This window comes from Rhodococcus sp. JS3073 (genome assembly GCF_026810085.1).
Lineage (GTDB): Bacteria > Actinomycetota > Actinomycetes > Mycobacteriales > Mycobacteriaceae > Rhodococcus_F > Rhodococcus_F wratislaviensis.
On the sequence record NZ_CP113951.1, the window covers coordinates 60,736 to 84,987 of the forward strand.

A 24,252-nucleotide genomic window follows, 5' to 3' on the forward strand; every position below is an offset into this window, starting at 1 on the left:
GTCCTCGTCGTCGTCCGCCGGCAACCCGGCGGGCGACCGAGGGTCCCGCTCGACCGGTGACCGGGTGACCCGGCATTCGGTGACGATCCGACCGGCCCGACGTGGGCTCGCCGCGCTCGTCCCCCGCCGTCCCACTCCCCCGCGCCAGTAGTCCGGGTTGCCCGCGCAACGCCTCATCCGTCGCCCCACTTCGTCTCGGAAACGTTCGTGCTCTTTCCCGTTTTGACGCAGCGACGGACGGTTCGGTTCCCCCGCCCCGCAAGAAAGTTCACTCGCTTCTCGCGGGACGCGGGAACCGGCGCGCTACCCGCTGTTGCGCAGCGCGGTCGCCAGCCCGTTCATCGTGAGCTGGATGCCGCGGCGCGTCTGATCACTGTCGTCCCCGGCCCGGTAGCGGCGCAGCAGTTCCACCTGCAGGTGGTTGAGGGGCTCGAGGTACGGGAACCGATTGTGCACCGACCTCTCCAGACCGGGGTTGTCGGCGAACAGGGTGTCGTTCCCGGTGATCGCCTTGTACATCCGGATGGTCCGCTCGTGTTCCTCGGCGATCTTGCCGAACACCCGCCGGCGGAGTTCCTCGTCGGGAACCAGTTCCGCGTAGCGGGCCGCGAGACCCATGTCGGACTTCGACATCACCATGGCCAGGTTCGACAGCACGGTCCGGAAGAACGGCCACGTCTCGTACAGGCGGGACAGCGTGGCCACCCGCTCGGGGTCGCCCTGCGTCCATTCCTCGAACGCCGCACCCGTGCCGTACCACCCGGGCAGCATGACCCGGGACTGGCTCCACGACAGCACCCACGGGATGGCCCGGAGGTCGGAGATGGACGTGGTCTGTTTCCGTGAAGCGGGGCGGCTGCCGATGTTGAGGGCCCCGATCTCCGCGACCGGAGTCGACATCTCGAAGTACTCCACGAATCCGGGTGTCTCGTGCACCAATTCGCCGTACGCGCGGCGGGCCAGCGCAGCGAGCTCGTCGAGAATGCGGTACGCCGGTTCCGCGTCGTCGCCGAGTCCCTCGACGTCGAGCAGGGTGGCTTCGAGGGTCGCGGCGAGCAGCGTCTCCAGATTGCGTTGCGCGAGGCGGGGTTCCGCGTACTTGGCGGCGATCACCTCACCCTGTTCGGTGATCCGCAACGACCCGGCCACCGCGCCGGGCGGTTGCGCGAGGATCGCCTCGTAGCTGGGGCCGCCGCCGCGACCCACGGTGCCGCCGCGACCGTGGAAGAGCCGCAACCGGATTCCCGTCTTGCGGGCGGCGTCGACCAGATCCAGCTCGGCGCGGTACAGCGCCCAGTTGGCCGCCAGGTAGCCGCCGTCCTTGTTGGAATCGGAGTACCCGAGCATCACTTCCTGCGAGTCGCCGCGCGACGTCACCAGCGCCCGGTAGATCGGCACCTCGAGGGTGGCCTCGAGCGTGGCGGCCCCCTGCTGCAGATCCTCGATCGTCTCGAACAGCGGCACGATCCCCACCGGGCAGGACGGCGCCTCCCCCGATCCGGGGTCGAGCAGACCCACCTCCTTCAGCAGCACGGCGGCCTCGAGCATGTCGCTGACGGAGGTGCACATGCTGATGATGTAGTTGGGCACGGCGCCCGCACCGAGGGTCCGCACCGCGTCGGCGCCGGCCTGGAGAATGGCGAGTTCCTTCGTGGTCAGCTCGCTGAAGTCCGCGTTCGCGGTGGTCAGTGGTCGCCGGGTGGACAGCTCCGCCGACAGCAACTCCACCCGCTCGTCCTCGGACAGCGACGGGTAGTCGGCGTGCACGCCCGCCCACGCCAGCAGCTCGGCGACGACGGTCTCGTGCACGTCCGAGTTCTGCCGCATGTCCAGTCCGGAGAGGTGGAAACCGAACACCTCCACCGAGTCCCGCAGGCTCGCGAGCCCGTCGTCGGCGATGGTGCCGTCGCCGCCACGCCGCAGGGAGTCGTCGACGACGTCCAGTTCGTCGAGCATCTGCCGTGGGGTGTCGTACGGTGCGAGCCCGAGGTCGAGCCCGTGATCGGGTGCCTCACCCAGAATGCGGTGCGCGGTGGCCGTGAGACGCCCCCGGATGCCCCGGACCGCGCGCCGGTAGGGCTCGTCGGCCCGGAACGGGGAATCGTCCTGCGACGCCGCGGCCAGGAGGTCGAGTGCGGGGGTGACGGTGACGAGGCGAGCCGACATCGACAGTTCACGTTCGAGTGTCTCGAGTTCCCCGAGGTGGTGCTCGAGGGCGGTGGCCGCGGCACGGATGGTGGCCTGCCGGACCACCTCGTCGGTGACATAGGGGTTGCCGTCGCGGTCTCCGCCGATCCACGACCCGGGACGCAGAATCGGCTCCCGGCCCAGATCCGCGTCCGGCCACCGCGATCGCAGGGCGCTGCGCAGTTCGGCGTTGATCTTCGGGACGACCTCGAACAGTGCGGCGTCGTAGTACCGCAGTCCGACCTCGATCTCGTCCTGGATCCGCAACCGCGACAACCGGATCAGTGCGGTCTGCCACAGGGTGAGGATCTGCCGTCGCAGCCGGACGTCGACGTCGGCCGTCTCGGTCTCGGTCAGGGCGGTGCGCTCGCGGTAGCGCATCAGCTCGGTGATGCGGGACTGGGTCTCGAACACCGTCCGGCGGCGGGTCTCGGTGGGATGGGCGGTGATGACCGGCGACACGAGCGCCCCGCGCAACGCGTCCGCGACGACGTCGCTGCCGAGGTGCGCGGCGTCGAGTTTGGCGAACGTGGCGGTCAGCGTGCTGTCGGGGGCGGGTTCACCGGCGGCGACGTGGACGGCGCGCCGGCGTTCGCGGTGGATGTCCTCGGCGAGATTCGCCAGCAGGGCGAAGTGGCTGAAGGCCCGGATGACGGGGATGGTGTCGCTCGTGGAGACCTGGGTGAACATGTCCGCCAGATCTGCGCGGTCGATTTCGGAACGACGAACCCGGAACGATTCGACCCTGGCCTTCTCGACGAGGTCGAAGACGCTGTCCCCGGCCTGTTCCCGCACTATCTGACCGAGGATGCCGCCCAGGAGCCGAATGTCTTCGCGGAGTGGTTCAGTGGCCTCACGTGGGGTTTCGATCATTCATCCAGTATCGACCGGTGACGGCCCGTCTGCATGATGAAGCCGATCAGCCGAACTTGATCTCCAGGCCGATGCCGATGATGGCGATCAACCAGATCAGGCCGGTGAAGACGGTGAGCCGGTCGAGGTTCTTCTCGACCACGGTGGAACCGGACAGGCTCGACTGGACGCCACCGCCGAACAGGCTGGACAGACCGCCGCCCTTACCGCGGTGCAGCAGCACCAGCAGAATCAGCAGCAAGCTGGTGACCACCAGCAAGATATCCAGAAACAGTTCCATGTCTGTTTACGTCCACCCATCCAGTAGGAACAACAACGACCTCGTACACCCTACAGGCGCTCCGCGCCCGTGCGCCTTTCCGGTACCTAGCGCTGCCGGAAAGGCGCACGGGCGCCGAAGGCGCCTTACGGCAGAGGTCCGCCCGCGGCGATCGCCGACAGGGTGGCGAACTCGTCGGCCTTCAGTGAGGCGCCGCCCACCAGGGCGCCGTCCACATCGGTCTGACCGACGATCTCGCCGACGTTCTTGGCGTTGACGCTACCGCCGTAGAGAACGCGGACACCGGACGCGACGTCCGGCGAGGCGAGCTCACCGAGCGTGGCGCGGATCGCGGCGCACACTTCCTGCGCGTCCGCGGCACTGGCCACGCGACCGGTTCCGATGGCCCACACCGGCTCGTACGCGATGACGACCTTGGCGATGTCCTCGGCGGACAGTCCGGCGAGCGAGCCCCGCAACTGTTCGACGTTGTAGGACACGTGCTCGCCGGCCTCGCGCACGTCGAGGCCCTCACCGATGCAGACGATCGGGGTGATCCCGTTCTTCAGCGCGGCCTTGGTCTTGGCCAGCACGGTGTCGTTGTCCTCGCAGTGCAGGGTCCGGCGCTCCGAGTGCCCGACGACGACGAACGTGCAGCCCAGCTTGGCCAGCATGGAGCCGCTGATCTCACCGGTGTACGCACCCGAATCCTGGGCCGACACGTCCTGCGCACCGTAGGTGAGCAGGAGCTTGTCGCCCTCGACGAGGGTCTGCACGCTGCGGATGTCGGTGAACGGCGGGATCACCGTCACGTCGACCTTGTCGAAGTACTTCGCCGGGAGCGAGAAGGCGATCTTCTGAACCAGCGCGATGGCCTCGAGGTGGTTCAGATTCATCTTCCAGTTGCCGGCGATCAGCGGCTTCCGTGCCATGCCTCAGCCCTCCAGAACTGCGATGCCGGGGAGTTCCTTGCCCTCGAGGTACTCGAGGGAGGCGCCGCCACCGGTGGAGATGTGCGAGAACCCGTCCTCGGGCAGACCGAGCTGGCGCACCGCCGCGGCGGAGTCACCGCCACCGACGACGCTGTACGCGCCCTTCCCGGTGGCCTCGATGATCGCCTCTGCGACACCCTTGGTGCCCGCGGCGAACTTCTCGAACTCGAACACGCCCATCGGGCCGTTCCAGAACACGGTCTTCGCGCTGGTCAGGATCGCGGCGAACCGGCGAACCGACTGCGGTCCGATGTCGAGACCCATCCAGCCGTCCGGGATCTCGAGTACCGAGACGATCTTCGATTCGGCGTCGGCCGAGAACGAATCGGCGATGACCACGTCCTGCGGGATGTGGATCACGTCGGCGTACTGCTCGAGCAGCGCCTTGCACGTGTCGATCATCGACTCCTCGCACAGCGAGTTGCCGACCGAAACGCCCTGCGCCGCCAGGAACGTGTAGTACATGCCGCCACCGATGACGAGGGTGTCGACCTTGGGGGCCAGCGCCTCGATCACCGCGAGCTTGTCCGACACCTTGGACCCACCGAGCACGACCGCGTACGGCCGCTCGGGCTCCTCGGTGAGCTTGCCGAGCACCTTGATCTCGGCTTCGACGAGCGTGCCCGCGTAATGCGGGAGCAGCTTGGCCACCTCGTACACCGACGCCTGCGCGCGGTGCACGACACCGAACCCGTCGGACACGAACGCGCCGTCGTCGCCGACGAGTTCGACCAGGGCCTTGGCGAGCTTCGTCCGCTCGGCCTCGTCCTTGCTGGTCTCCCGCGGATCGAAGCGGATGTTCTCCAGCAGGAGAACGTCGCCGTCCGTGAGCCCCTCGGCCCGTGCCAGAGCGTCCTGCCCGACGACGTCGCCGGCGAGCTGGACGTTGCGTCCCAGCACCTCGGCGAGCTTCACCGCCACCGGTGCGAGGGAGTACTGCGGGTCGGGCTCGCCCTTGGGGCGACCCAGATGGGCGGTGACGATGACCTTGGCGCCCGCCTCCGCCAACGCCTTCAGCGTCGGCGCGGAAGCGATGATGCGCCCGGGATCGGTGATCCGGTCACCGTCGAGCGGAACGTTGAGGTCGGAGCGCACCAGAACGGCGCGCCCCTCGACCCCAGCGTTCAGCAGATCGTCGAGAGTCTGTACTGCCACTGTTACCGGACCTTCGCTCAGAGAGACTTGGCGACGAGACCGATGAGGTCGGCCAGACGGTTGGAGTAACCCCACTCGTTGTCGTACCAGGACACGATCTTGGCCTGATCGTCGATGACCTTGGTGAGGCCGGAGTCGAAGATCGAGCTGTGCGGGTCGGTGACGATGTCGGACGACACGATCGGGGCGTCCGTGTACTTCAGGATGCCCTTGAGCGGTCCCTCGGCGGCGGCCTTCATCGCGGCGTTGATGTCCTCGACGCTGGCCGACTTCTTCAGGTTCGCGGTGAGGTCGGTGACCGAGCCCGTGGGGATCGGGACACGCAGCGCGTAGCCGTCCAGCTTGCCGAGCAGCTGCGGGAGGACCAGGCCGATGGCCTTGGCGGCACCGGTGCCGGTGGGGACCACGTTCAGGGCGGCGGCGCGGGCGCGACGCAGGTCGCTGTGCGGGCCGTCCTGCAGGTTCTGGTCCTGGGTGTAGGCGTGGACCGTGGTCATGAGGCCCTTGACGATGCCGAACTCGTCGTCGAGCACCTTGGCGATGGGGCCGAGGCAGTTGGTGGTGCACGAGGCGTTGGAGATGATGTTCTGGCTGCCGTCGTACTTGTCGTCGTTGACGCCCATCACGATGGTGATGTCCTCGCCCTTGGCCGGGGCGGAGATGATGACCTTCTTGGCGCCGGCCTCGAGGTGGCCCTTCGCCTTGGCTGCGTCGGTGAAGATTCCGGTGGACTCGACGACGACGTCGACGCCCAGGTCACCCCAGGGAAGCGCCGCGGGGCCTTCCTTGATGGCGAGTGCCTTGATCTTCTGGTTTCCGACGACGATGGCGTCTTCACCTTCGAGCGAGACGTCGTGCGGGAGACGACCCAGGATGGAGTCGTACTTCAGGAGATGCGCCAGCGTAGCGTTGTCCGTGAGGTCGTTGACCGCCACAATCTCGATGTCGGTGGTTCCGAGCGCCTTCTGCGCATCCACCGCCCTGAAGAAGTTACGCCCGATACGGCCGAAACCGTTTACGCCTACCCGGACAGTCACAATCTGCTCCTTTGCGCATGATTCTGGTTGTGCAGCTCTGCTCCCGCGCCGCTACGACACCACCGACGGTGGTCGGCGCGAGGGTTCATCGGTCGATGTGGCTCTTACCCTAGTGCGCATGCCACTCGCGCGCGCAGTCACCTCCGGGCACCTTTCCGGCCGCCCCGACCCGGACGAACGGGACGCTCGTTCGATCTGACGCAACGAGCGTCCCGTTCGTCCGGGGAGTGGGGGTGGCGGGCGGCGACTGCCGGCGACGGTCAGGCGTCGTCGAGAAGGTCTGCGGTGACGGCCGACTCGGTGTCGGGGATGCCGGTTTCCTTGGCCTTGCGGTCTGCCATGGACAGCAACCGCCGGATGCGGCCGGCCACGGCGTCCTTCGTCATCGGCGGGTCGGCGAGCTGGCCGAGTTCCTCCAGGGACGCCTGCCGGTGCTCCACCCGGAGGTGACCGGCCGCCGCCAGATGGTCGGGAACCTCGTCACCCAGGATGTCGAGGGCCCGTTCGACGCGGGCAGCGGCCGCGACGGCCGCCCGCGCGGACCGGCGCAGGTTGGCGTCGTCGAAGTTGGCGAGCCGGTTGGCGGTGGCACGGACCTCCCGGCGCATGCGGCGTTCCTCCCACACGAGGCGGGTGTCCTGGGCCCCCATCCGGGTGAGCAGTGCGCCGATGGCCTCGCCGTCACGGATCACCACCCGGTCGGTGCCACGGACCTCGCGGGCCTTCGCGGAGATGCCCAGCCTGCGCGCCGCCCCGACGAGGGCGAGCGCCGCCTCCGGGCCCGGGCAGCTGACCTCGAGCGCGGACGATCGCCCCGGCTCGGTCAGCGAACCGTGCGCCAGGAACGCGCCGCGCCACGCGGCCTCCGCGTCGGCGACACTGCCACCGACCACCTGCGCGGGAAGCCCGCGCACGGGGCGTCCCCGCAGGTCCAGGAGACCGGTCTGGCGGGCGAGAGCCTCGCCCTCCTTCGCGACCCGCACGATGTACCGGGACGACTTGCGCAGCCCGCCCGCGCTGAGGACGTGGACGTCGGCGCTGTAGGTGAACAGGTCGAAGATCTCGCGGCGCAACCGGCGGGCCGTGGACCCCAGGTCCACTTCCGCCTCGACCACTACCCGGCCGCCGACGATGTGCAATCCCCCGGCGAACCGCAGCAGCGACGAGACCTCGGCCTTCCGGCAACTCACATGAGTGATGACGAGACGACTGAGTTCGTCTTTGACCTCTGCTGTCATTGCCACGAAGCGCTCTCCCTTTCCTCTGGTGTCTCGGCCACTTCGCTCCCCCGAGACCCCGCGTCGGGGTCGCTCCAGAGCTGTTCGAGAACGGACGCAAGTTTTCCTGCATGGTGCGTGTGGGTGCCGTGCTCCGACACGTCGGCGTACACGACGCGTGCCTGGAACTGTCCGGCGGCGCGGGCGAGGTGCTCGCGCTCGCGCCCCGGTGGCACCGAACCCGAATCGACCACGACGAAGTCGACGGTGAGTTCGGGTGCGTGTTGGGACAGTACGTGCAGATGACGCTCGGTGGAGAATCCTGCCGTCTCGCCCGGCTCCGGAGCCAGGTTGAGCACCAGCACCTTCCGCGCGGCGGTGGCGATCAGCGTGTCGAGGAGTTCCGGCACGAGGACGTGCGGGATGACGCTGGAGAACCACGACCCCGGACCGAGGACGACCATGTCTGCCACGTCGATCGCCCGGACCGCGTCCGGGCACGCGGGCGGATTCGCCGGCAGCAGACGCACGCGGCGCACCTTGCCGGGCGTGGTCGCGACCGCGACCTGACCGCGGATGCAGCGGCTGACCCGCGGGTCCGCCTCGAGGCCCTGCACGTCGGCCTCGATGTCCAGGGCGATCGGCGACATCGGTAGCACCCGCCCGTTGATCCGCAGCAACCGGGCGAGTTCGTCCAGCGCGGCGACGGGATCGCCGAGCACCTCGGTGAGGCCGGCCAGGATGAGATTGCCCACCGAGTGGCCGGCGAGGGCGCCGATTCCGCCGAAGCGGTGCTGGATGGTGTCCGTCCAGTCCTGCACCTCGGGGTCGTCCGCGGCGAGTGCGGCGAGCGCCATCCGCAGATCCCCCGGCGGGATGACACCCAGTTCGGCGCGCAGCCGTCCCGAGGATCCGCCGTCGTCCGCGACGGTCACGACCGCCGTGACGTCACGGCTGAGCCGGCGCGCGGCACTGAGAGTGGCGAACAGTCCGTGGCCGCCGCCGAGCGCGACGATCGCAGGCGGCTGGTGCACCGGCCTCATTCGCGCCCCAGATCACGATGGACGACACGCACGTTCAGCCCGGAGTCCTTTCCGAGTCGGCTCGCCAAGGCCTCCGACATCGCGACACTCCGATGTTTCCCTCCGGTGCACCCCACCGCGATGGTCATGTAGCGCTTCCCCTCCCGACGATATCCCGCGATCGTCAGATCCAGCAGGTGGTGATAGGTGGCGAGATAGTCCTCGGCACCGTCCTGCGACAACACGTAGTCCCGCACGTCCGCACTCTGCCCGGTGTGCGGACGCAACTCGGGTATCCAGTGCGGGTTGGGCAGGAAGCGGACGTCGCAGACGAGATCGGCGTCCATCGGAAGACCGTACTTGAAACCGAACGACTGGACTGTTACTTGCATGGTCCGGTTCTCGGCGTCGCCGAACGCGTCCTCGATCTTCTGCCGCAACTGGTGCGCGGCGAGGGACGACGTGTCGATCACCAGATCCGCGGCGGCCTTCACCTTCGCGAGCTGATCGCGCTCGGCGGCGATGCCCTCCGACAGGGTGCCCTCGGCGCCTCCCCCCGACAGCGGGTGGCTGCGGCGTACCTGTTCGAACCGGCGCACCAGGACCTCGTCCGACGCGTCGAGGTACAGCACCCGTGTGTGCACGGGTTTGCTTTCCAGTTCGGTGAGGACCCAGCCGAGGTCGCCGGTGAACAACCGGCTGCGCACGTCGATGACGACGGCGAGCCGCTCGAGCCGCGAATCGGATTCCAGGCTCAGATCCACCATCCGGGAAATCAGTTCCGGGGGAAGGTTGTCCGCGACGTACCACCCGAGGTCCTCGAGGACCTTCGCCGCCGTCTGCAGCCCCGCCCCGGAGAGCCCGGTGACGAGAAGGAAGTCCATCGGCCGAACCGTGGGTGGACGGTCGCTCTGCGCGTGCTGCTCGTTCACTCGACACCTGTCCGTTGCGAAGCGCTCTGTGCTGCCTGGCCGTGCTGTGCTACCGGTTCGCGGGGAAGATCCGCGCCGTTATGATCTGCGGTGCCCGGCCCGTTCCGATCTGGTTCATCATCCCCCACTCCCGCGACGTCCGCAGACGGTTCCTCCGCCCCGAGAGCGGTGAGTACCGCTTTCGCCGTGGCCGTTCCGATGCCGGGGACCGCGGTGATCTCCTCGACGGAGGCCTGCTTGAGTCGGGCGACGGAACCGAAATGCGTCACCAGGGCCTTGCGCCGGGTCTCACCGAGCCCGCGGACGGAGTCGAGTGCGGACGCCGTCATCCGGCGGGACCGCTTGCTGCGGTGGAACGTGATCGCGAAGCGGTGGGCCTCGTCGCGCACCCGCTGCAGGAGGTACAGCGACTCGCTCGTGCGCGGGAGGATCACCGGGTCCTCCTCCCCCGGCACCCACACCTCCTCGAGCCGCTTGGCCAGCCCGATCACCGCGACGTCGGTGATGCCCAGTTCGTCGAGCACCGCCGAGGCCGCGGCCACCTGCGGGGCCCCGCCGTCCACGACGAACAGATTCGGTGGGTACGCGAACCGCCGCGGCCGGCCGGTCTGCGGGTCGATCGCCGCCTCCGGGGCGAGGTCGCCGCCGTCCCCGCCCGACACCTGGTCGGCGTCCGCCCCGGCCGCTTCGGCGCGCAGCACCCCGACGTCACGGTTGTGCCGGAGGAACCGCCGCCGGGTGACCTCGGCGATGCTGGCGACGTCGTCAGAGCGACCGTCGCCCGCGGCCTCCTTGATCGCGTAGTGGCGATAGTCGGACTTACGGGGAAGGCCGTCCTCGAAGACGACGAGGGAGGCCACCACGTCGGTGCCCTGCACATGACTGATGTCGACGCATTCGATGCGCAGGGGCGCCGAGTCCAGGTCGAGGGCCTCCTGGATGCCCTGCAGGGCCGCCGACCGCGACGTGAAGTCGCCGGCGCGGCGCAGCTTGTGCTGCTGCAATGCCTCCATCGCGTTCCGCTGCACGGTCTCGGCGAGAGCCTTCTTGTCGCCGCGCTGCGGCACGCGGAGGCGGACCGCGGATCCGCGGAGACCGCTGAGCCACTCCTGCACCTGTTCGGCATCGGGCGGCAGCACGGGCACCAGGACCTCCCGCGGCACGCCGCTGGTGCCGGCCTCCTGGTCGGTCGCGCCCGACAGCGCCGCCTGCTCACCGTAGAACTGGGTGAGGAACTGCTCCACGAGCAGCGGCAGGTCCGATCCCGCCTCGGAATCGACGCTGGCCCAGTCGATGACGTCGCCGGCCTTCTCGACCACCCAGCCGCGCTGACCGCGCACGCGGCCACCCCGGACGTGGAAGACCTGGACCGCGGCCTCGAGCTCGTCGGTCGCGAACGCGGCGACGTCGGCGTCGGTGCCGTCACCGAGCACGACGGCCTGCTTCTCGAGCGCTCGCCGCAACGCGCCCACGTCGTCGCGCAGCCGCGCCGCCGTCTCGAAGTCGAGTTCTTCCGACGCCTCCTGCATCCGGGCCTCGAGCTGCCGGACCAGCTTGTCGGTGCGTCCCGACAGGAAGTCGCAGAAGTCCTCGACGATCTTGCGGTGTTCGGCCGCGGACACGCGTCCGACGCACGGCGCGGAGCACTTGTCGATGTAGCCGAGCAGGCAGGGACGGCCGATCTGGTTGTGACGCTTGAACACCCCGGCCGAGCAGGTGCGGGCGGGGAACACCCGCAGCAGCAGGTCGAGGGTTTCGCGGATGGCCCACGCGTGCGAGTAGGGACCGAAGTAGCGGACACCCTTGCGCCGGGGCCCGCGGTAGACGAACAGCCGGGGGTATTCCTCGTTCAGGGTGACCGCGAGAACCGGGTACGTCTTGTCGTCGCGGTAGCGGACGTTGAACCGGGGATCGAATTCCTTGATCCAGTTGTACTCGAGCTGGAGAGCCTCGACCTCGGTGCTCACCACGGTCCACTCGACGCTGCCGGCCGTGGTCACCATCTGGCGGGTGCGCGGGTGCAGCGTCGAGACGTCGGCGAAATAGGAATTCAGCCGTGATCGAAGACTCTTCGCCTTCCCGACATAGATGACCCGGCCGTGCGGATCGCGGAACTTGTACACCCCCGGATCGACCGGAACAGTTCCGGTCGCGGGGCGATATGTCGAAGGATCGGGCACCCCTCCACGTTAGTCGGCGCCACCGACCAACCCCGCATCCGCGACGTCGCGGAGGGCCGACCCCCGGGTTAGGACGGTGCGTACTCCGACGCGAGCGCGCGGAAGCGGTCGACGGCGTCCACGGCGTATTCGCGATCGTTCGACTGGATGGCCATCACGGCCAGGTATTCGTCGTCGGGTAGCTCGATCCGGGCCCACGCCGCGCCGTCGGGGAAGGACAACCCCTCGTACAGGTCCCAGTCGACGATGCGCTCCCCGAGGACGTTGCGCACGGCGATGCCGCGGGGCCCGACCCGCACCCTGGGCCGGGTCAGCAGCAGGACCGCTGCCGCGAGGAGGCAGCCGATGCCCGCGAATGCCAGCTGGTCGGCGAGGCGGAAGTACACACCCGTCGAATCGCCGCGCAGCAGGATTGCGAACGTCACATGCACGACGACGAGTAAGGTCGCCACACCGATCGCGTATCGCCGCGACTTGCGTGGCGTCGCGACGAGTGTCCACTCGGATTGCGGAGTGGTCATGACTGGAGCCGGATCATACGAAGGACTCCTCGGCGCGGCGCAGTCGTGCCAGCGTGACAGCGGTGTCGAGCGCGGCCGCGCACGCCTGACCGCCCTTGTCCTCGACGGAGCCGGGCAGGCCACTGCGGTCGACTGCCTGCTGCTCGGTGTCCGTGGTGAGCACACCGTTTCCGACCGGGGTGCTCTCGTCCAGCGAGACCCGCGTCAGACCGGCCGTCACCGCGTCGCAGACATATTCGAAGTGCGGGGTCCCGCCGCGGATCACGACACCGAGCGCGACGACGGCGTCGTGCGTGCGGGCCAGGGCCTGCGCCACCACCGGAAGCTCGATGGCACCGGCGACCCGGACCAGCGTGACGTTCTTCACGTTCGCCTCGGCCGCCACCCGCTGCGCGCCGGCGATCAGCGCCTCGGAGATCTCGGCGTGCCAGCTGCCTGCGACGATGGCGAGCCGGAGGTCGCCCGCCTCGCCGAGTTGCAGCTCCGGCAGTCCCTCACCACTCACAGCATTTCTCCCGCTTCGAAGTCGTCGAGCCCGATCAGGTCGTGGCCCATGCGGTCACGCTTCGTGCGCAGGTACGTCAGGTTCTCGGCGTTCGCCCGCAGCGGCATCGACACCCGCTCGGTGATCTGCAGTCCGTACCCGTCGAGACCGACCCGCTTGGCCGGGTTGTTGGTGAGCAGGCGCATCGAGGAGATACCCAGATCCACCAGGATCTGCGCGCCGATGCCGTAGTCGCGGGCGTCGGCGGGCAGGCCGAGCTCGAGGTTGGCGTCGACGGTGTCCGAACCCGCGTCCTGCAGCTGGTAGGCCTGCAGTTTGTGCATGAGGCCGATGCCCCGGCCCTCGTGTCCGCGCATGTAGAGGACCACACCGCGGCCCTCCTGCGCGACCATGTCCAGGGCGGCGTCGAGCTGGGGCCCGCAGTCGCAGCGCAACGAACCGAACACGTCGCCGGTGAGGCATTCGGAGTGCACGCGCACGAGCACGTCACTGCCGTCGCCGTCGGGGCCGGGCAGGTCGCCGCGGACCAGGGCCACGTGCTCGACGTCGTCGTAGATGCTCCGGTAGCCGACGGCCGTGAACTCGCCGTGCCGGGTGGGGATCCGCGCGGACGCGACCCGCTCCACGTGCTTCTCGTGCTTGCGACGCCACGCGATGAGGTCGGCGATGGAGATCAGGGCAAGGTTGTGGTCGTCGGCGAAGACCCGCAGCTCGTCGGTCTGGGCCATGTGGCCCTCGTCCTTCTGGCTGACGATCTCGCAGATCACACCCGCCGGCCGCAGGTCGGCCATCCGGGCGAGGTCGACGGCGGCCTCGGTGTGGCCGGGACGGCGCAGCACGCCGCCCTCCTTGGCGCGCAGCGGCACGACGTGGCCGGGCCGGGTGAAGTCCTGGGCGCCGCTGGACGGGTCGGCCAGCAACCGCATGGTGGCGGCGCGGTCGGACGCGGAGATACCGGTGCCGATGCCCTCGCGGGCGTCGACGGTCACGGTGTACGCGGTGCCGTGCTTGTCCTGGTTGGTGGCGTACATCGGAGGCAGACCGAGGCGGTCGCAGTCGGCGCCGTCGAGCGGCACACAGAGATAGCCGGACGTGTATCGAACCATGAAGGCAACCAACTCGGGGGTGGCTTTCTCCGCGGCGAAGATGAGGTCTCCCTCGTTCTCGCGGTCTTCGTCGTCGACGACGACGACTGCCTTGCCTGCGGCGATGTCCGCAACGGCGCGCTCGATACTGTCGAACCTGGTCACGTGCTCGGTCTCCAAAGTCTTGACTTAGGCATCTTCGAATACAACGGATGCATCCGTGGGATGCTCCTCAACAGTACGACTCAGCGGCCGGCCGCTTGCAGCCGCTCCACATACTTCGCAATCACGTCGACCTCGAGGTTGACGGGCGTCCCGACGGACGCCGCCCCGAGCGTGGTCAATTGCAGCGTGGTCGGGATGAGTGAAATCTCGAAGTATTCCTCGCCACGTTCACCACCGAGAGCCGAGACCGTCAGCGACACACCGTCGACGGTGATCGAGCCCTTCTCCACGACGTACCGGGAGATCGCGTCGGGCAGCGCGATGCGCACGACCTCCCAGTTCTCGGACGGGCTGCGGCTGATGATGTGCCCGGTGCCGTCCACGTGACCCTGGACGAGGTGGCCGCCGAGGCGGCTGTTCAGGGCGGCGGCCCGCTCGAGGTTGACGCGGCTGCCCACGTCGATCTTCTGCAGGCTCGACCGGTTCAGCGTCTCCTGCATGACATCGGCCGTGAAGGAACCGTCGGCCAACACCTCCACGACGGTCAGGCACACCCCGTTCACCGCGATCGAATCACCGTGCGACGCGTCGGAAGTCACGACCGGACCACGGACGGTGAACCGTGCGGCGTCGGCCAGTTCCTCCTTGGCGACGACCTCACCCAACTCTTCGACGATCCCGGTGAACACTGTGGCTACTCCTACGTTCGGTGACTGTCAGGGTTATCGGACACTGCTGGAACCAGACTCAACAACAAATCGGGGCCGATTGTTTCGACCGACTCGTGACGGAACCGCAGCGCACCGCCGATCGTGTGCACACCCGCCTCCGTGACCGCGGACGTGCCGGCGCCGAGGACCAGCGGGGCGAGGTACGCCTGGATGCGGTCGACCCGGCCCGCGGCGAGGAACGCGCCCGCCAGCCGCGGCCCGCCCTCGAGCAGCACATCGGTGTACTCGGCGAGAGCGGCGAGGACCTCGTCCACGTCGCGTGTGCGCAACAGCAGGGTGGGCGCGGAGTCGTCGAGGACCCGGGCGTCCGCCGGGATGTCGCCGAGTCCGACGACGACGCGCACCGGCTGGTGCGCCGCGAGCGATCCGTCGGGCATCCGGGCGGTCAGCCGCGGGTCGTCGGCGAGCACCGTCCCGGTGCCGACCACGATCGCGTCGAGTTTCGCCCGGTCGGCGTGGACGCGTTCCCGGGCCTCGGGACCGGTGATCCACTGGCTGGTGCCGTCGGCGGCGGCGCTGCGCCCGTCCAGGGTGGCCGCGTACTTCCAGGTCACGTGCGGCCGTCCGGTGCGCTGCCGGTGCAGCCAGGCCCGGAGCGGCCCGCGTTCGACGTCCTGGGCCCGCAGCCCGGACGTCACCTCGACACCGGCCGAGACGAGGGTTTCCGCGCCGCCGGCGGCCTCGGGGTTCGGATCGCCCACCGCATAGTGCACCGCGACCACGCCGGCATCGAGGAGCGCCTGCGAACACGGCCCGGTCCGCCCGTGGTGGTTGCACGGTTCCAGCGTGACGACGGCGGTGCCGCCGCGGGCGGCGTCCCCCGCCTCCCGCAGTGCGACGACCTCCGCGTGCGGACCGCCGGGAGGCTGCGTCATCCCGACACCGGCGATGCGCCCGGCGGAATCGAGGACCACCGCGCCGACCGCCGGATTGGGGCTGGTGAACCCGCGCGCCGACTCCGCGGCGCCGATGGCGATCTGCATCGCGGCGTCGAGGTCCGCAGCCGAATTCTCGTGCCGCACGTGGGAGTTCACGATGTGCCGGAGCGCCGTTACCGCGACAGGCTCAGGTGCGGCGACGCCGTGGCGGCGCTGGCGCGCAGGGCGCGCACGGCCTCCGCGGGATCGCTCGTGCCGTAGACGGCGGACCCGGCGACGAAGCAGTCGACGCCCGCCTCGGCGGCGGCCTCGACGGTGTCGGCGTTGATGCCGCCGTCGATCTCCACGACCAGCCGCAGCTCACCGGAGTCGACGAGACGGCGGACGGCCTTCGCCTTCGACAGCACCTCCGGGATGAACGACTGACCACCGAAGCCGGGCTCGACGCTCATGACGAGAAGGGTGTCGAAGTCCTTCAGGATCTCGAGGTACGGCTCGATCGGCGTGCCGGGCTTGACGCTGAGGCCGGCCTTGGCCCCGGCGGCGCGGATGTCGCGGGCCACGGATCGGGGGTCGTCGGTCGCCTCCGCGTGGAACGTGACGTTGTGCGCGCCCGCCTCCGCGTAGGGCGGCGCCCAGCGACCGGGGTCGTCGATCATGAGATGGCAGTCGAGCGGGATGTCCGTCGCCGCGAGCAGGCTCTGCACAACAGGAAGGCCGAGCGTCAGGTTCGGCACGAAATGAGCGTCCATCACGTCGACATGCAGCCAGTCGGCACCGGCGACCGCGGCCGCCTCCTCGGCGAGACGCGCGAAATCGGCAGACAGAATGGACGGTGCGATCATCGGGGTTGCCACGCGCCGCAGTTTAGTCGTACGCGTGCCGGGGCCGGATCCCGCGGTCCATACTGGGCTCATGCCGACCTGGACGGACGTCGTGGCGATCGGTGCGTCCCTGCCCCAGGTGCAGGAGAGCACCTCGTATCGCACTCCGGCGCTGAAGGTGGCGGGCAAGCTGCTCGCCCGGTTACGGGCCGAGTCGGACGGGGGCCTGGTGGTGATGTGCGACCTCGACGAGAAGGCGGCCCTGCTGGCCCAGGGCGCGCCGTTCTACACCACTCCGCACTACGACGGTCACGGTTCGATCCTCGTCGACCTCGAGAACGTCGACGTCACGCAGCTGACCGAGTTGCTGCAGGACGCCTGGCGGATCAAGGCACCGGCGAAGCTGCGCAAGCAGTTCGATCAGATTTGACGAGAAAGGCGAGGGCCCGGGCGGCGCCCGCACACCGGCCCGGACCCTCATCGGATCGGCGTCAGACGCCGAGCTTGAGGCCCGCCCCCGCATCGACCCGGAGTTGCTGACCGGTGACGAACCGGGACTCGTCGGACGACAGGAACACCACCGCGTGCGAGATGTCCTCGGGCTCGACCCACGGGGTGGGCATCGCCTGCATGAACGGGAACGTGACCTTCGCGTCCTCGGCGGTCGGGTTCTCCAGGTCGGGGCGGAACGTGCGGAACATCGGCGGGCTCTGCAGCATGTCCGTGTTGCAGTTCGTGGGGTGGATCGCGTTGACGCGGATGGACTTCGGGCCCAGGGTGAGCGCGAGCGAGTTGGTGTACGTCCACAGCATCTTCTTGGCGAGACCGTAGCCGTCGCCGCCCGGCCCCTGCAGGGCCTGCTGACCGTTCAGGCCCGTCTGCGGGACCAGCCCGGCCACCGATCCCGTCGCGATGATCGACGTACCGGCGTCCAGGTGCGGAAGGGCCGAGTGGATGGTGTTGATCACTCCGACGAAGTCGACGTCGAACGCATCGACGAATCCCTCGACGGGCACGTCGTTCCCGAGAGGCGCGATCCCGGCATTGGCGACCACGACGTCCAGCCGGCCCAGCGTCGCGACCGCGGCGTCGAGTTCGCGCTGCAGGGCCGCGCGGTCGCGCACGTCCACCTTGGCGGTGACGACCCGGCGCCCCGCCTTCTCGACGAGCCGTCCCGTCTCCGCGAGATCGGCCTCGGTCGCCAGCGGGTACTCGTTGGATGCGATGTCCTCGCAGAGGTCGAAGGCGATGATGTCGGCGCCCTCGTCGGCGAGATGCACTGCATGACTACGACCCTGCCCCCGCGCCGCTCCGGTGATCAGAACGACCTTCCCCGCTACCCGATTCATCTGAAGTCCTCCACTCGCTTCGTGACGTACGTCTCTGTCGCGAGAAGAATTAGAACACGTTTCATGCAAAAGTGAAACAGGTTCTACCGAGAGTCGGGCAGATGTCCAGGTAGCGGGGAGGCGACCGTCCTACGGCTTGCGCAATGCGGCCATGAACATCGCGTCGGTACCGTGCCGATGCGGCCAGAGCTGGACGCTCGGACCGTCTCCCAGACCCGGCACACCGGGAACGAGCTCACGCGTGTCGAGCGCCGTGAGCCCGTAGCGGCGCACCGCATCCGCGACCACGGCCACCGTCTCGGACAGATGCGGCGAACACGTCGCGTAGAGGATCACACCACCCGGACGGACCAGCTCGACGGCCGACGCGAGGAGTTCGCGCTGCAGTTTCGCGAGACCCGCCACATCCGACGGCTGGCGGCGCCACCGCGCCTCCGGACGTCGGCGCAGCGCACCCAATCCCGTACACGGCGCGTCGACCAGGATGCGGTCGTATCCGCCGTCCAGCCCGGGATCGCGCCCGTCGGCGACGTGCACGTCCACGGGAAGTTCCTTGGTCGTCTTGCGGATCAGATCCGCGCGATGCTCCACCGGCTCCACGGCGTCGAGGCGTCCGCCCTCGATTCCGGCGAGGGCGCCCAGCAGGGCAGCCTTGCCACCCGGGCCGGCGCAGAGGTCGAGCCAGCGGCCGGTGTCCGGCCCGTCCAGCGGTGCCAGGGAGAGCGCCCGGGCGACGAGCTGACTGCCCTCGTCCTGCACTCCGGCGAGCCCCTCGCGGACGGCGTCGAGCAGCCCGGGATCACCGCCGTCGAGATAGACCGCGTACGGCGAGTACCGCCCCACCTCACCGCCGGTGGCGAGCGCGAGTTCCTCCGACGAGATCTCCCCCGGCCGGGCGACGAGGTGCACCACGGGCCGGGCGTCGTCGGCGACGAGGACGTCCTCGAGCTCCCCGGCGTCGGCACCGAGCGCGTCGGCGAACACCTGGGCGATCCAGGTGGGATGCGCGTGCTCGAACGCCAGCCGCCCCACCGGATCGGCGGGAGCCAGGCGCTCCACCCATTCCGCCTCGGACCGTTCCGACACCCGGCGCAGCACGGCGTTGACGAAGCCCGCCTTTCCCGGACCCGCCTCCGCGCGCACGAGATCGACCGAGGTGGCGACGGCCGCGTGCGGCGCGACGCGGGTGCGCAGCAGCTGGTAGGCGCCCAGCTGGAGGACGTCGAGCAGCGGTCCGTCGATCTCGGCGATCGGCCTGCCCGCGCAGTCGGCGATCACGGCGTCGAGGAGCCCCCGGGCGCGGGCGGCTCCGTAGGCCAGTTCCGTCGCGAGGGCCGCGTCGCGTCCGTCCAGGCGCCGCTCACGCAGCAGTCCGGGCAGCACCAGATTGGCGTAGGCATCGCGTTCCCGGACGGCGCGCAGCACGTCCCGCGCGGCGAGCCGCGGCTGGTCGAGACCGGACTGCGACGCGTCGGGCCGGCGGGCCTGACGGGGGCGGTTGTTGCGGGCCCCCGAGCCGGACTGGCCGCGACGTGCGGGCCTTCTGGATTCGCTCACTGTGCCCGTACCTCCGCGTCGAGTCGTGCGCCTCGCGCCCAGTCCAGGGCGGCCATCTGTTTCTTGCCCTGCGGCTGGATGCGGTCGAGCCGCACCGCCACCGTGGACGTGCCGATCAGGAATCCGGCCTTGGTCACGGAGATCTCCCCCGGCTCCAGTCGCTCCTCCGTCGGAGTGACCGGGCCGACCTTGACGCGCAGATCACCGATCGTGGTCCAGGCGCCGGGCGCGGGGGTCACCGACCGGACGTGCCGGTCCACCACGGCAGCTGTTCTGTCCCAACGGATCCGGGCCGCCTCGACGGTCACCTTGGGGGCGTGCGACACCCCCTCGGCCGACTGCGGGACCGCGGTGATCGCGCCGTCCTCGATCCCGTCGAGAACCGACTCCAGGAGGACCGCGCCACTGTCGGCCAGGCGTCCGAGGAGATCCCCGGCGGTATCGGTGTCGCGGATCCTCTCGGTGACCACCCCGTAGACCGGCCCGGTGTCCATCCCCGCCTCGAGCCGGAACGCGCTCGCACCGGTCATGTCGTCGCCCGCGCCGATCGCGGCCTGCACGGGGGCGGCACCGCGCCACGCCGGCAACAGGGAGAAGTGCAGGTTCACCCAGCCGTGGGCCGGGATGTCGAGGACCTTCTGCGGCAGCAGGGCCCCGTAGGCGACGACCGGCGCGCACTCGGGGGCGAGGTCGGCGAGACGCGCCAGGAATTCCGGTTCCGAGGGCCGCTCGGGAGTCAGCACCTCGATGCCGTGGGAATCGGCGAGTGCACCGATCGGCGAGCGGACGACCTTGCGTCCGCGGCCTGCGACCGCGTCCGGGCGGGTGATCACCGCCACGACGTCGTGGCGCGGCGAACGGATCAGGCGTTCGAGTGAGGGAACGGCGGGCTCGGGGGTTCCGGCGAAGACTATGCGCACGTCGGCGACCCACACGACGGACGGTGGACCGCTGCGCGGGCCGAAACGATACTCACGAAGAAAGCTCCCCTTTGATCGACGATGTGCCGACCAGTCTAGGGAGTCGAACCCGGGCCATAACACTCGGCGAACAGTCGGCGAATCGATTCCGCAGAACCGCACACAGCGACGGCGGACGGGTATTGACTGTTCTGAGGCCGGCGCGAACGGTCGGGCCGGTGTCCCGTTTTCGAACCTCTGGAGGTCACGATGGCAGGAATTGAGAGCAAGTTCGACAAGGCATACGAGACGAAGCCCGTCGAGGAACTGGCCAGTGCCCCCGTCGCCGCCCTGCAGGGCGTGAGCGATTCCGACGCCGAACACCTCGCGGCCGCGTTCAACATCAAGACCGTCAAGGACCTCGGCACCAACAAGTACTTCCTGTGGGCGCAGGCCGTCGCGAAGCTGGCGGAGTAGCACACACACGCAGAAGCGGGGAGCCGTGCGGGTGCACGGCTCCCCGCTTCATGTGCCGGGCTACCGGTTGCTGTCCAGGATCACCTGGGGAATGCCGGCGCCGACCGGGACGAACTCGCACCGAGCCAGCGGTGTCGCGTCGGGGTCGAGCGCCGCTCGGACGAGGTCGAGCGCGAACGGATCGTAGGGCGCCTGGAAATGTCCGGTGCCGTCCTGGGGGCATCGATCCTGGATCAGGATGTTGACCGCCCCGGCGCCGTGGAGCGCCATGTTCGTGTACGGCTGGATCATCTCGTCGTACCGAGACCCGATCGTCGTGTACGAGACGCCGGGCACGGTGTCACCGCCCGCGTTGAGGGAGTTCATGAACGGCGAGCCCTGCATCTGCTGACTGACGGCCACCGACGTCACCGTGCGGGCGAAGTCCGGTCCGCCGGGGAGCGCCTGCACGACCGGAACGAGGCCGTACATCACTCCCCCGTAGCTGGGCGATGCCAGTCCGACCCAGTGGTCGACGAACGGGGCGCCGCCGAGCTTGTTGACGTAGTACCGCGTGACGTTCGCACCCTGCGAGTATCCGACGGCGTCGACCTTGTCGGCGCCGGTCGCGGCGCGGACCCGGTCGACGAACCGGCCGAACTCCTCCGCGCTCGCGACGATGTCCTCGGTGCCGTACGAATCGGCACCCGGCGCTCCGCCGTAGTTGAGCGCGAACACGCAGTAACCGTCTGCGGCGAGAATCGGCGACAGGGCGGCCCAGTCCGCGTAGGCGCTGGCGTCGGTGCCGTGCGCGAGCACCACCGGCTCGGGGTGATCCGGGGAGGGTGTGCAGGAGAAGTCGTTCGATCCTGCGGGTGCGCTGCCCGGGTGCTCGTGCGCGTACGCGGCGGCGGAACTACGGCCGCTCTGGGGAAGCCCGGCGGTGGCGGGGACGACGGGCTGGGGCGGTGAGGCGTCGTCCGCTTGGGCGGTGGACACTGCGCCGGACATCAGCAGGACGACACCCGCGACGACCGCACCGGCACCCCGAAACCTCATGATCTCTCCCGACTTCGCCGCGGCATATCTGTGAACCTTCCCAGAATGTGCACGCGCTGTCGCGTCGAGACGGCGGGCCCGCGGTGAGCGGTGACGCCCTACGAGTCGGTCTCATCCTTGCCGGTTTCGTTCCGATCGTCCTCCGCGAGAAGGCGATACATCGCGCGGCGCGCCTCGGTGAGAATCTCGCCGGCACGCCGGACCTGTTCGTCGTCACCGACCGCGGCGACCTGCCCGGCGGCACCCATCAGCAGCCCGATCAGACCCCGCAGGTCCTCGGCGGGACGGCCGACGCTCTCTCGCACGTCGTCCCACGGGGTGCCGAGTTCGGTCTTGTTCGCTTCGACGAAGGCCTTGCCCTCGTCCGTCAGGCGCGCGGTCTTGCGGCCCGCCACCTTCTCGATGAGCACCAGACCCTCGTCCTCGAGCTGTGACAGCGCGGGGTAGATCGAACCGGGACTGGGCTTCCACACCCCGTCGCTGCGTTCGACGATCTGCTGAATCAACTCGTAGCCGTGCATCGGCTCCTCGGTGAGCAGCAGCAGGATCGCGGAGCGGACATCGCCGCGCCGTCCCCTACCACCCCGTCCGCGTCCGCGACCGAAGTGCATTCCCGGGCCGAAGCCGGGATCACCCTCGGGGCCGAAGCGTCCTCGCCGGTGCCCGTGACGGTGGGGCCCCTCGGGCCGTCCCGTCCGTTCGCGTGTGAATCGGTCCCGTCGGGGACCCCTGTGTTCGAAATGGAAGTCTTCCATCATCAGCCTCCTTCTGTATCGCTGATGCATCAACGATATATCGTCAATAGGGTGTCGGCAAGACCCTTATCTGTGACGGTGGTCAAATCGGCCCCCGGACCCGAGGGCGCTGAACGACCCGAGCCCGGAGGCGCTCGCGCTCAGCCGGTGGGGGCGCCGAACCACTCGGGCAGGTGGCCGACCAGATCCTGCTGGTCGTCACCGACCCACGCCACGTGGCCATCCGGCCGCAGCAGCGCCGCCGGCACCTCCAGTTCCTCGCTGACGTCGACGACGTGGTCGACCCGGTCCGCCCAGCCCGCCACCGACAGCCGGCCGGTTTGGTCGAGCAGCAGCCCGCGGCCGCCGTGCATCAACTCGTAGAGGCGGCCCCGCTTCAGCCCGATGTCCCGCAACCGCCGGCCGAGCAGTTCATGCCCCTCCCCGAGGTCGTAGTGGACCCCGATCGCGGTGACCTTCTCGGTCAGATACCGGTTCACCTCCTCGAAGTCCATCAGTTCCGACAGCAGCCTGCGCACGGACCGGGGACCCGGCTCGGTGGACATCAGCTCGGACTGCACGCGGGTGTTGTTCAGCACGTCGGCGGCTACCGGGTGGCGTTCGGTGTGGTAGCTGTCCAGCAGCCCCTCCGGTGCCCAGCCGTTGACCTCGGCGGCCAGTTTCCAGCCCAGGTTGAACGCGTCCTGGACACCGAGGTTGAGGCCCTGCCCGCCCAGTGGGGGGTGGACGTGCGCCGCGTCGCCGGCCAGCAGCACCCGGCCGACCCGGTAGCGCTCGGCCTGCCGGGTGGCGTCACCGAAGCGGGACAGCCACCGCGGTGAGTGCACGCCGAAGTCGGTGCCGGCGAACACCCGCAGCTGTTGCTTGAACTCCTCGAGGGTCGGCGGGACCGACCGGTCCTCGGCCACCCCCTCGGCGGGCACGACGACGCGGTACACCCCGTCACCGGAGGGCCCGGCGCCGAACCCCTTGTGGGTCTTGCGGACCTCCGCCACCACGGCGTTCAGCGTCTCCGGCGGCGCGTCCATCTCCATCTCGCCCAGCAGCGACTCGACCCGGGTGGGCTCGCCGGGGAAGCCGACGCCGAGCAGCTTGCGCACCGTGCTGCGGCCGCCGTCGCAGCCGACGAGGTAGCGCGAGCGCAGCTGGGTGCCGTCGGCCAGCACGGCGGTCACCCCGCGGTCGTCCTGACTCAGCCCGACCAGCTCGCGGCCGCGGCGGATCTCGACGCCGAGCTCGAGGGCATGCTCGGTCAGCAGTCGCTCCGTGACGGGCTGCGGGATGCCGAGGACGTACGGGTGCGCGGTGTCCAACCGCTCGGGCTGCGGCTTGGTGATCCCGGCGAAGAAGCCGCCGAGCGGGTACTGCGTGCCGAGGGCGAGGAACCGATCCAGCAGACCACGCTGGTCCATCACCTCGACGCTGCGCGCGTGCAGGCCGAGCGACCGGACATGCCTGGTCGGCTCGGCCTCCTTCTCCAGCACGAGCGCGTGCACGCCGTGCAGCCGCAACTCGCCGGCCAGCATCAGGCCGGTCGGTCCGCCGCCGGCAACGATCACGTCAATCATGAAAACCCCCACACGTACTTCGCGAATACTGATTACCGCAGGTCCT

Annotated in this window: 23 protein-coding genes; 2 read left to right on the forward strand and 21 right to left on the reverse strand. The window is 69.4% G+C overall.

Features of this window, described 5'->3' with window-relative positions; genetic code table 11:
* Positions 1 to 303 precede the first annotated feature (303 nt).
* From ppc to rpe, 15 genes are all read right to left on the reverse strand, one after another.
* Positions 304 to 3,060: a phosphoenolpyruvate carboxylase gene (gene ppc / locus OYT95_RS00285; RefSeq protein ID WP_268790578.1), complete on the reverse strand. Its 2,757-nt coding sequence runs from the start codon at positions 3,058 to 3,060 to the stop codon at positions 304 to 306.
* A 46-nt stretch (positions 3,061 to 3,106) separates the two neighbouring features.
* Complete coding sequence (gene secG / locus OYT95_RS00290) at positions 3,107 to 3,340, reverse strand: preprotein translocase subunit SecG (RefSeq protein ID WP_005241788.1); 234 nt, start codon at positions 3,338 to 3,340, stop codon at positions 3,107 to 3,109.
* A 125-nt stretch (positions 3,341 to 3,465) separates the two neighbouring features.
* The gene (tpiA, locus tag OYT95_RS00295) at positions 3,466 to 4,251 is read right to left on the reverse strand and encodes a triose-phosphate isomerase (protein ID WP_037237815.1); all 786 of its coding nucleotides are present in this window, start codon (positions 4,249 to 4,251) and stop codon (positions 3,466 to 3,468) included.
* Between the two features lie 3 nt (positions 4,252 to 4,254).
* A complete protein-coding gene (locus tag OYT95_RS00300) occupies positions 4,255 to 5,466 on the reverse strand; it encodes a phosphoglycerate kinase (protein WP_005241786.1) in 1,212 nt (403 codons plus the stop codon).
* A gap of 17 nt (positions 5,467 to 5,483) precedes the next feature.
* Positions 5,484 to 6,503, reverse strand: a complete 1,020-nt coding sequence (gene gap, locus OYT95_RS00305; RefSeq protein WP_268790579.1) for a type I glyceraldehyde-3-phosphate dehydrogenase — start codon at positions 6,501 to 6,503, stop codon at positions 5,484 to 5,486.
* A 260-nt stretch (positions 6,504 to 6,763) separates the two neighbouring features.
* Positions 6,764 to 7,747: a DNA-binding protein WhiA gene (gene whiA, locus OYT95_RS00310; protein ID WP_037237817.1), complete on the reverse strand. Its 984-nt coding sequence runs from the start codon at positions 7,745 to 7,747 to the stop codon at positions 6,764 to 6,766.
* Positions 7,738 to 8,763, reverse strand: a complete 1,026-nt coding sequence (locus OYT95_RS00315; protein WP_005241779.1) for a gluconeogenesis factor YvcK family protein — start codon at positions 8,761 to 8,763, stop codon at positions 7,738 to 7,740. Before OYT95_RS00315 ends, whiA begins: the two co-directional genes overlap by 10 nt.
* Positions 8,760 to 9,626 (reverse strand): RNase adapter RapZ, encoded by an 867-nt coding sequence (rapZ, locus tag OYT95_RS00320; RefSeq protein ID WP_043943921.1) that lies wholly within the window; start codon positions 9,624 to 9,626, stop codon positions 8,760 to 8,762. The genes OYT95_RS00315 and rapZ overlap by 4 nt, the downstream gene beginning before the upstream one ends.
* 44 nt (positions 9,627 to 9,670) lie before the next feature.
* Positions 9,671 to 11,854, reverse strand: coding sequence for an excinuclease ABC subunit UvrC (uvrC, locus tag OYT95_RS00325; protein ID WP_268790580.1), 2,184 nt, complete (start codon positions 11,852 to 11,854; stop codon positions 9,671 to 9,673).
* A 68-nt stretch (positions 11,855 to 11,922) separates the two neighbouring features.
* Positions 11,923 to 12,375, reverse strand: coding sequence for a PH domain-containing protein (locus tag OYT95_RS00330; RefSeq protein ID WP_037237822.1), 453 nt, complete (start codon positions 12,373 to 12,375; stop codon positions 11,923 to 11,925).
* 13 nt (positions 12,376 to 12,388) lie between these two features.
* Positions 12,389 to 12,880 (reverse strand): 6,7-dimethyl-8-ribityllumazine synthase, encoded by a 492-nt coding sequence (ribH, locus tag OYT95_RS00335; RefSeq protein ID WP_005241766.1) that lies wholly within the window; start codon positions 12,878 to 12,880, stop codon positions 12,389 to 12,391.
* Complete coding sequence (locus OYT95_RS00340) at positions 12,877 to 14,130, reverse strand: bifunctional 3,4-dihydroxy-2-butanone-4-phosphate synthase/GTP cyclohydrolase II (RefSeq protein WP_009480441.1); 1,254 nt, start codon at positions 14,128 to 14,130, stop codon at positions 12,877 to 12,879. Before OYT95_RS00340 ends, ribH begins: the two co-directional genes overlap by 4 nt.
* A gap of 80 nt (positions 14,131 to 14,210) precedes the next feature.
* Positions 14,211 to 14,819, reverse strand: coding sequence for a riboflavin synthase (locus OYT95_RS00345; protein WP_005241761.1), 609 nt, complete (start codon positions 14,817 to 14,819; stop codon positions 14,211 to 14,213).
* Between the two features lie 11 nt (positions 14,820 to 14,830).
* The gene (gene ribD / locus OYT95_RS00350) at positions 14,831 to 15,883 is read right to left on the reverse strand and encodes a bifunctional diaminohydroxyphosphoribosylaminopyrimidine deaminase/5-amino-6-(5-phosphoribosylamino)uracil reductase RibD (protein ID WP_037237826.1); all 1,053 of its coding nucleotides are present in this window, start codon (positions 15,881 to 15,883) and stop codon (positions 14,831 to 14,833) included.
* 29 nt (positions 15,884 to 15,912) lie between these two features.
* Positions 15,913 to 16,596, reverse strand: coding sequence for a ribulose-phosphate 3-epimerase (gene rpe, locus OYT95_RS00355; RefSeq protein ID WP_037237828.1), 684 nt, complete (start codon positions 16,594 to 16,596; stop codon positions 15,913 to 15,915).
* A gap of 58 nt (positions 16,597 to 16,654) precedes the next feature.
* Between rpe and OYT95_RS00360 the strand changes: the two genes are divergently transcribed.
* Positions 16,655 to 16,993, forward strand: coding sequence for an MmcQ/YjbR family DNA-binding protein (locus OYT95_RS00360; protein WP_037237830.1), 339 nt, complete (start codon positions 16,655 to 16,657; stop codon positions 16,991 to 16,993).
* Positions 16,994 to 17,054: 61 nt separating this feature from the next.
* On the opposite strand, the gene OYT95_RS00365 is transcribed toward OYT95_RS00360, so the two are convergent.
* From OYT95_RS00365 to fmt, 3 genes are all read right to left on the reverse strand, one after another.
* Positions 17,055 to 17,912, reverse strand: coding sequence for a mycofactocin-coupled SDR family oxidoreductase (locus OYT95_RS00365; RefSeq protein WP_268790581.1), 858 nt, complete (start codon positions 17,910 to 17,912; stop codon positions 17,055 to 17,057).
* Positions 17,913 to 18,041: 129 nt separating this feature from the next.
* On the reverse strand, positions 18,042 to 19,469 hold the full coding sequence (locus tag OYT95_RS00370) for an RsmB/NOP family class I SAM-dependent RNA methyltransferase (RefSeq protein ID WP_037237834.1): 1,428 nt from the start codon (positions 19,467 to 19,469) through the stop codon (positions 18,042 to 18,044).
* The gene (gene fmt, locus OYT95_RS00375; protein ID WP_037237849.1) at positions 19,466 to 20,389 is read right to left on the reverse strand and encodes a methionyl-tRNA formyltransferase; all 924 of its coding nucleotides are present in this window, start codon (positions 20,387 to 20,389) and stop codon (positions 19,466 to 19,468) included. The genes OYT95_RS00370 and fmt overlap by 4 nt, the downstream gene beginning before the upstream one ends.
* 249 nt (positions 20,390 to 20,638) lie before the next feature.
* Here fmt and OYT95_RS00380 point away from each other — a divergent pair, with 249 nt between their 5' ends.
* The gene (locus OYT95_RS00380) at positions 20,639 to 20,845 is read left to right on the forward strand and encodes a hypothetical protein (RefSeq protein ID WP_087555949.1); all 207 of its coding nucleotides are present in this window, start codon (positions 20,639 to 20,641) and stop codon (positions 20,843 to 20,845) included.
* A gap of 60 nt (positions 20,846 to 20,905) precedes the next feature.
* Here OYT95_RS00380 and OYT95_RS00385 read toward each other — a convergent pair whose 3' ends face one another.
* From OYT95_RS00385 to rox, 3 genes are all read right to left on the reverse strand, one after another.
* The gene (locus tag OYT95_RS00385; protein WP_268790583.1) at positions 20,906 to 21,883 is read right to left on the reverse strand and encodes an esterase/lipase family protein; all 978 of its coding nucleotides are present in this window, start codon (positions 21,881 to 21,883) and stop codon (positions 20,906 to 20,908) included.
* Between the two features lie 98 nt (positions 21,884 to 21,981).
* A complete protein-coding gene (locus tag OYT95_RS00390) occupies positions 21,982 to 22,638 on the reverse strand; it encodes a PadR family transcriptional regulator (protein ID WP_112302427.1) in 657 nt (218 codons plus the stop codon).
* Between the two features lie 140 nt (positions 22,639 to 22,778).
* Positions 22,779 to 24,206 carry a rifampin monooxygenase gene (gene rox / locus OYT95_RS00395; protein ID WP_268790584.1) on the reverse strand — a complete coding sequence of 476 codons (1,428 nt, stop codon included), beginning with the start codon at positions 24,204 to 24,206 and terminating at the stop codon, positions 22,779 to 22,781.
* Positions 24,207 to 24,252: the final 46 nt, after the last annotated feature.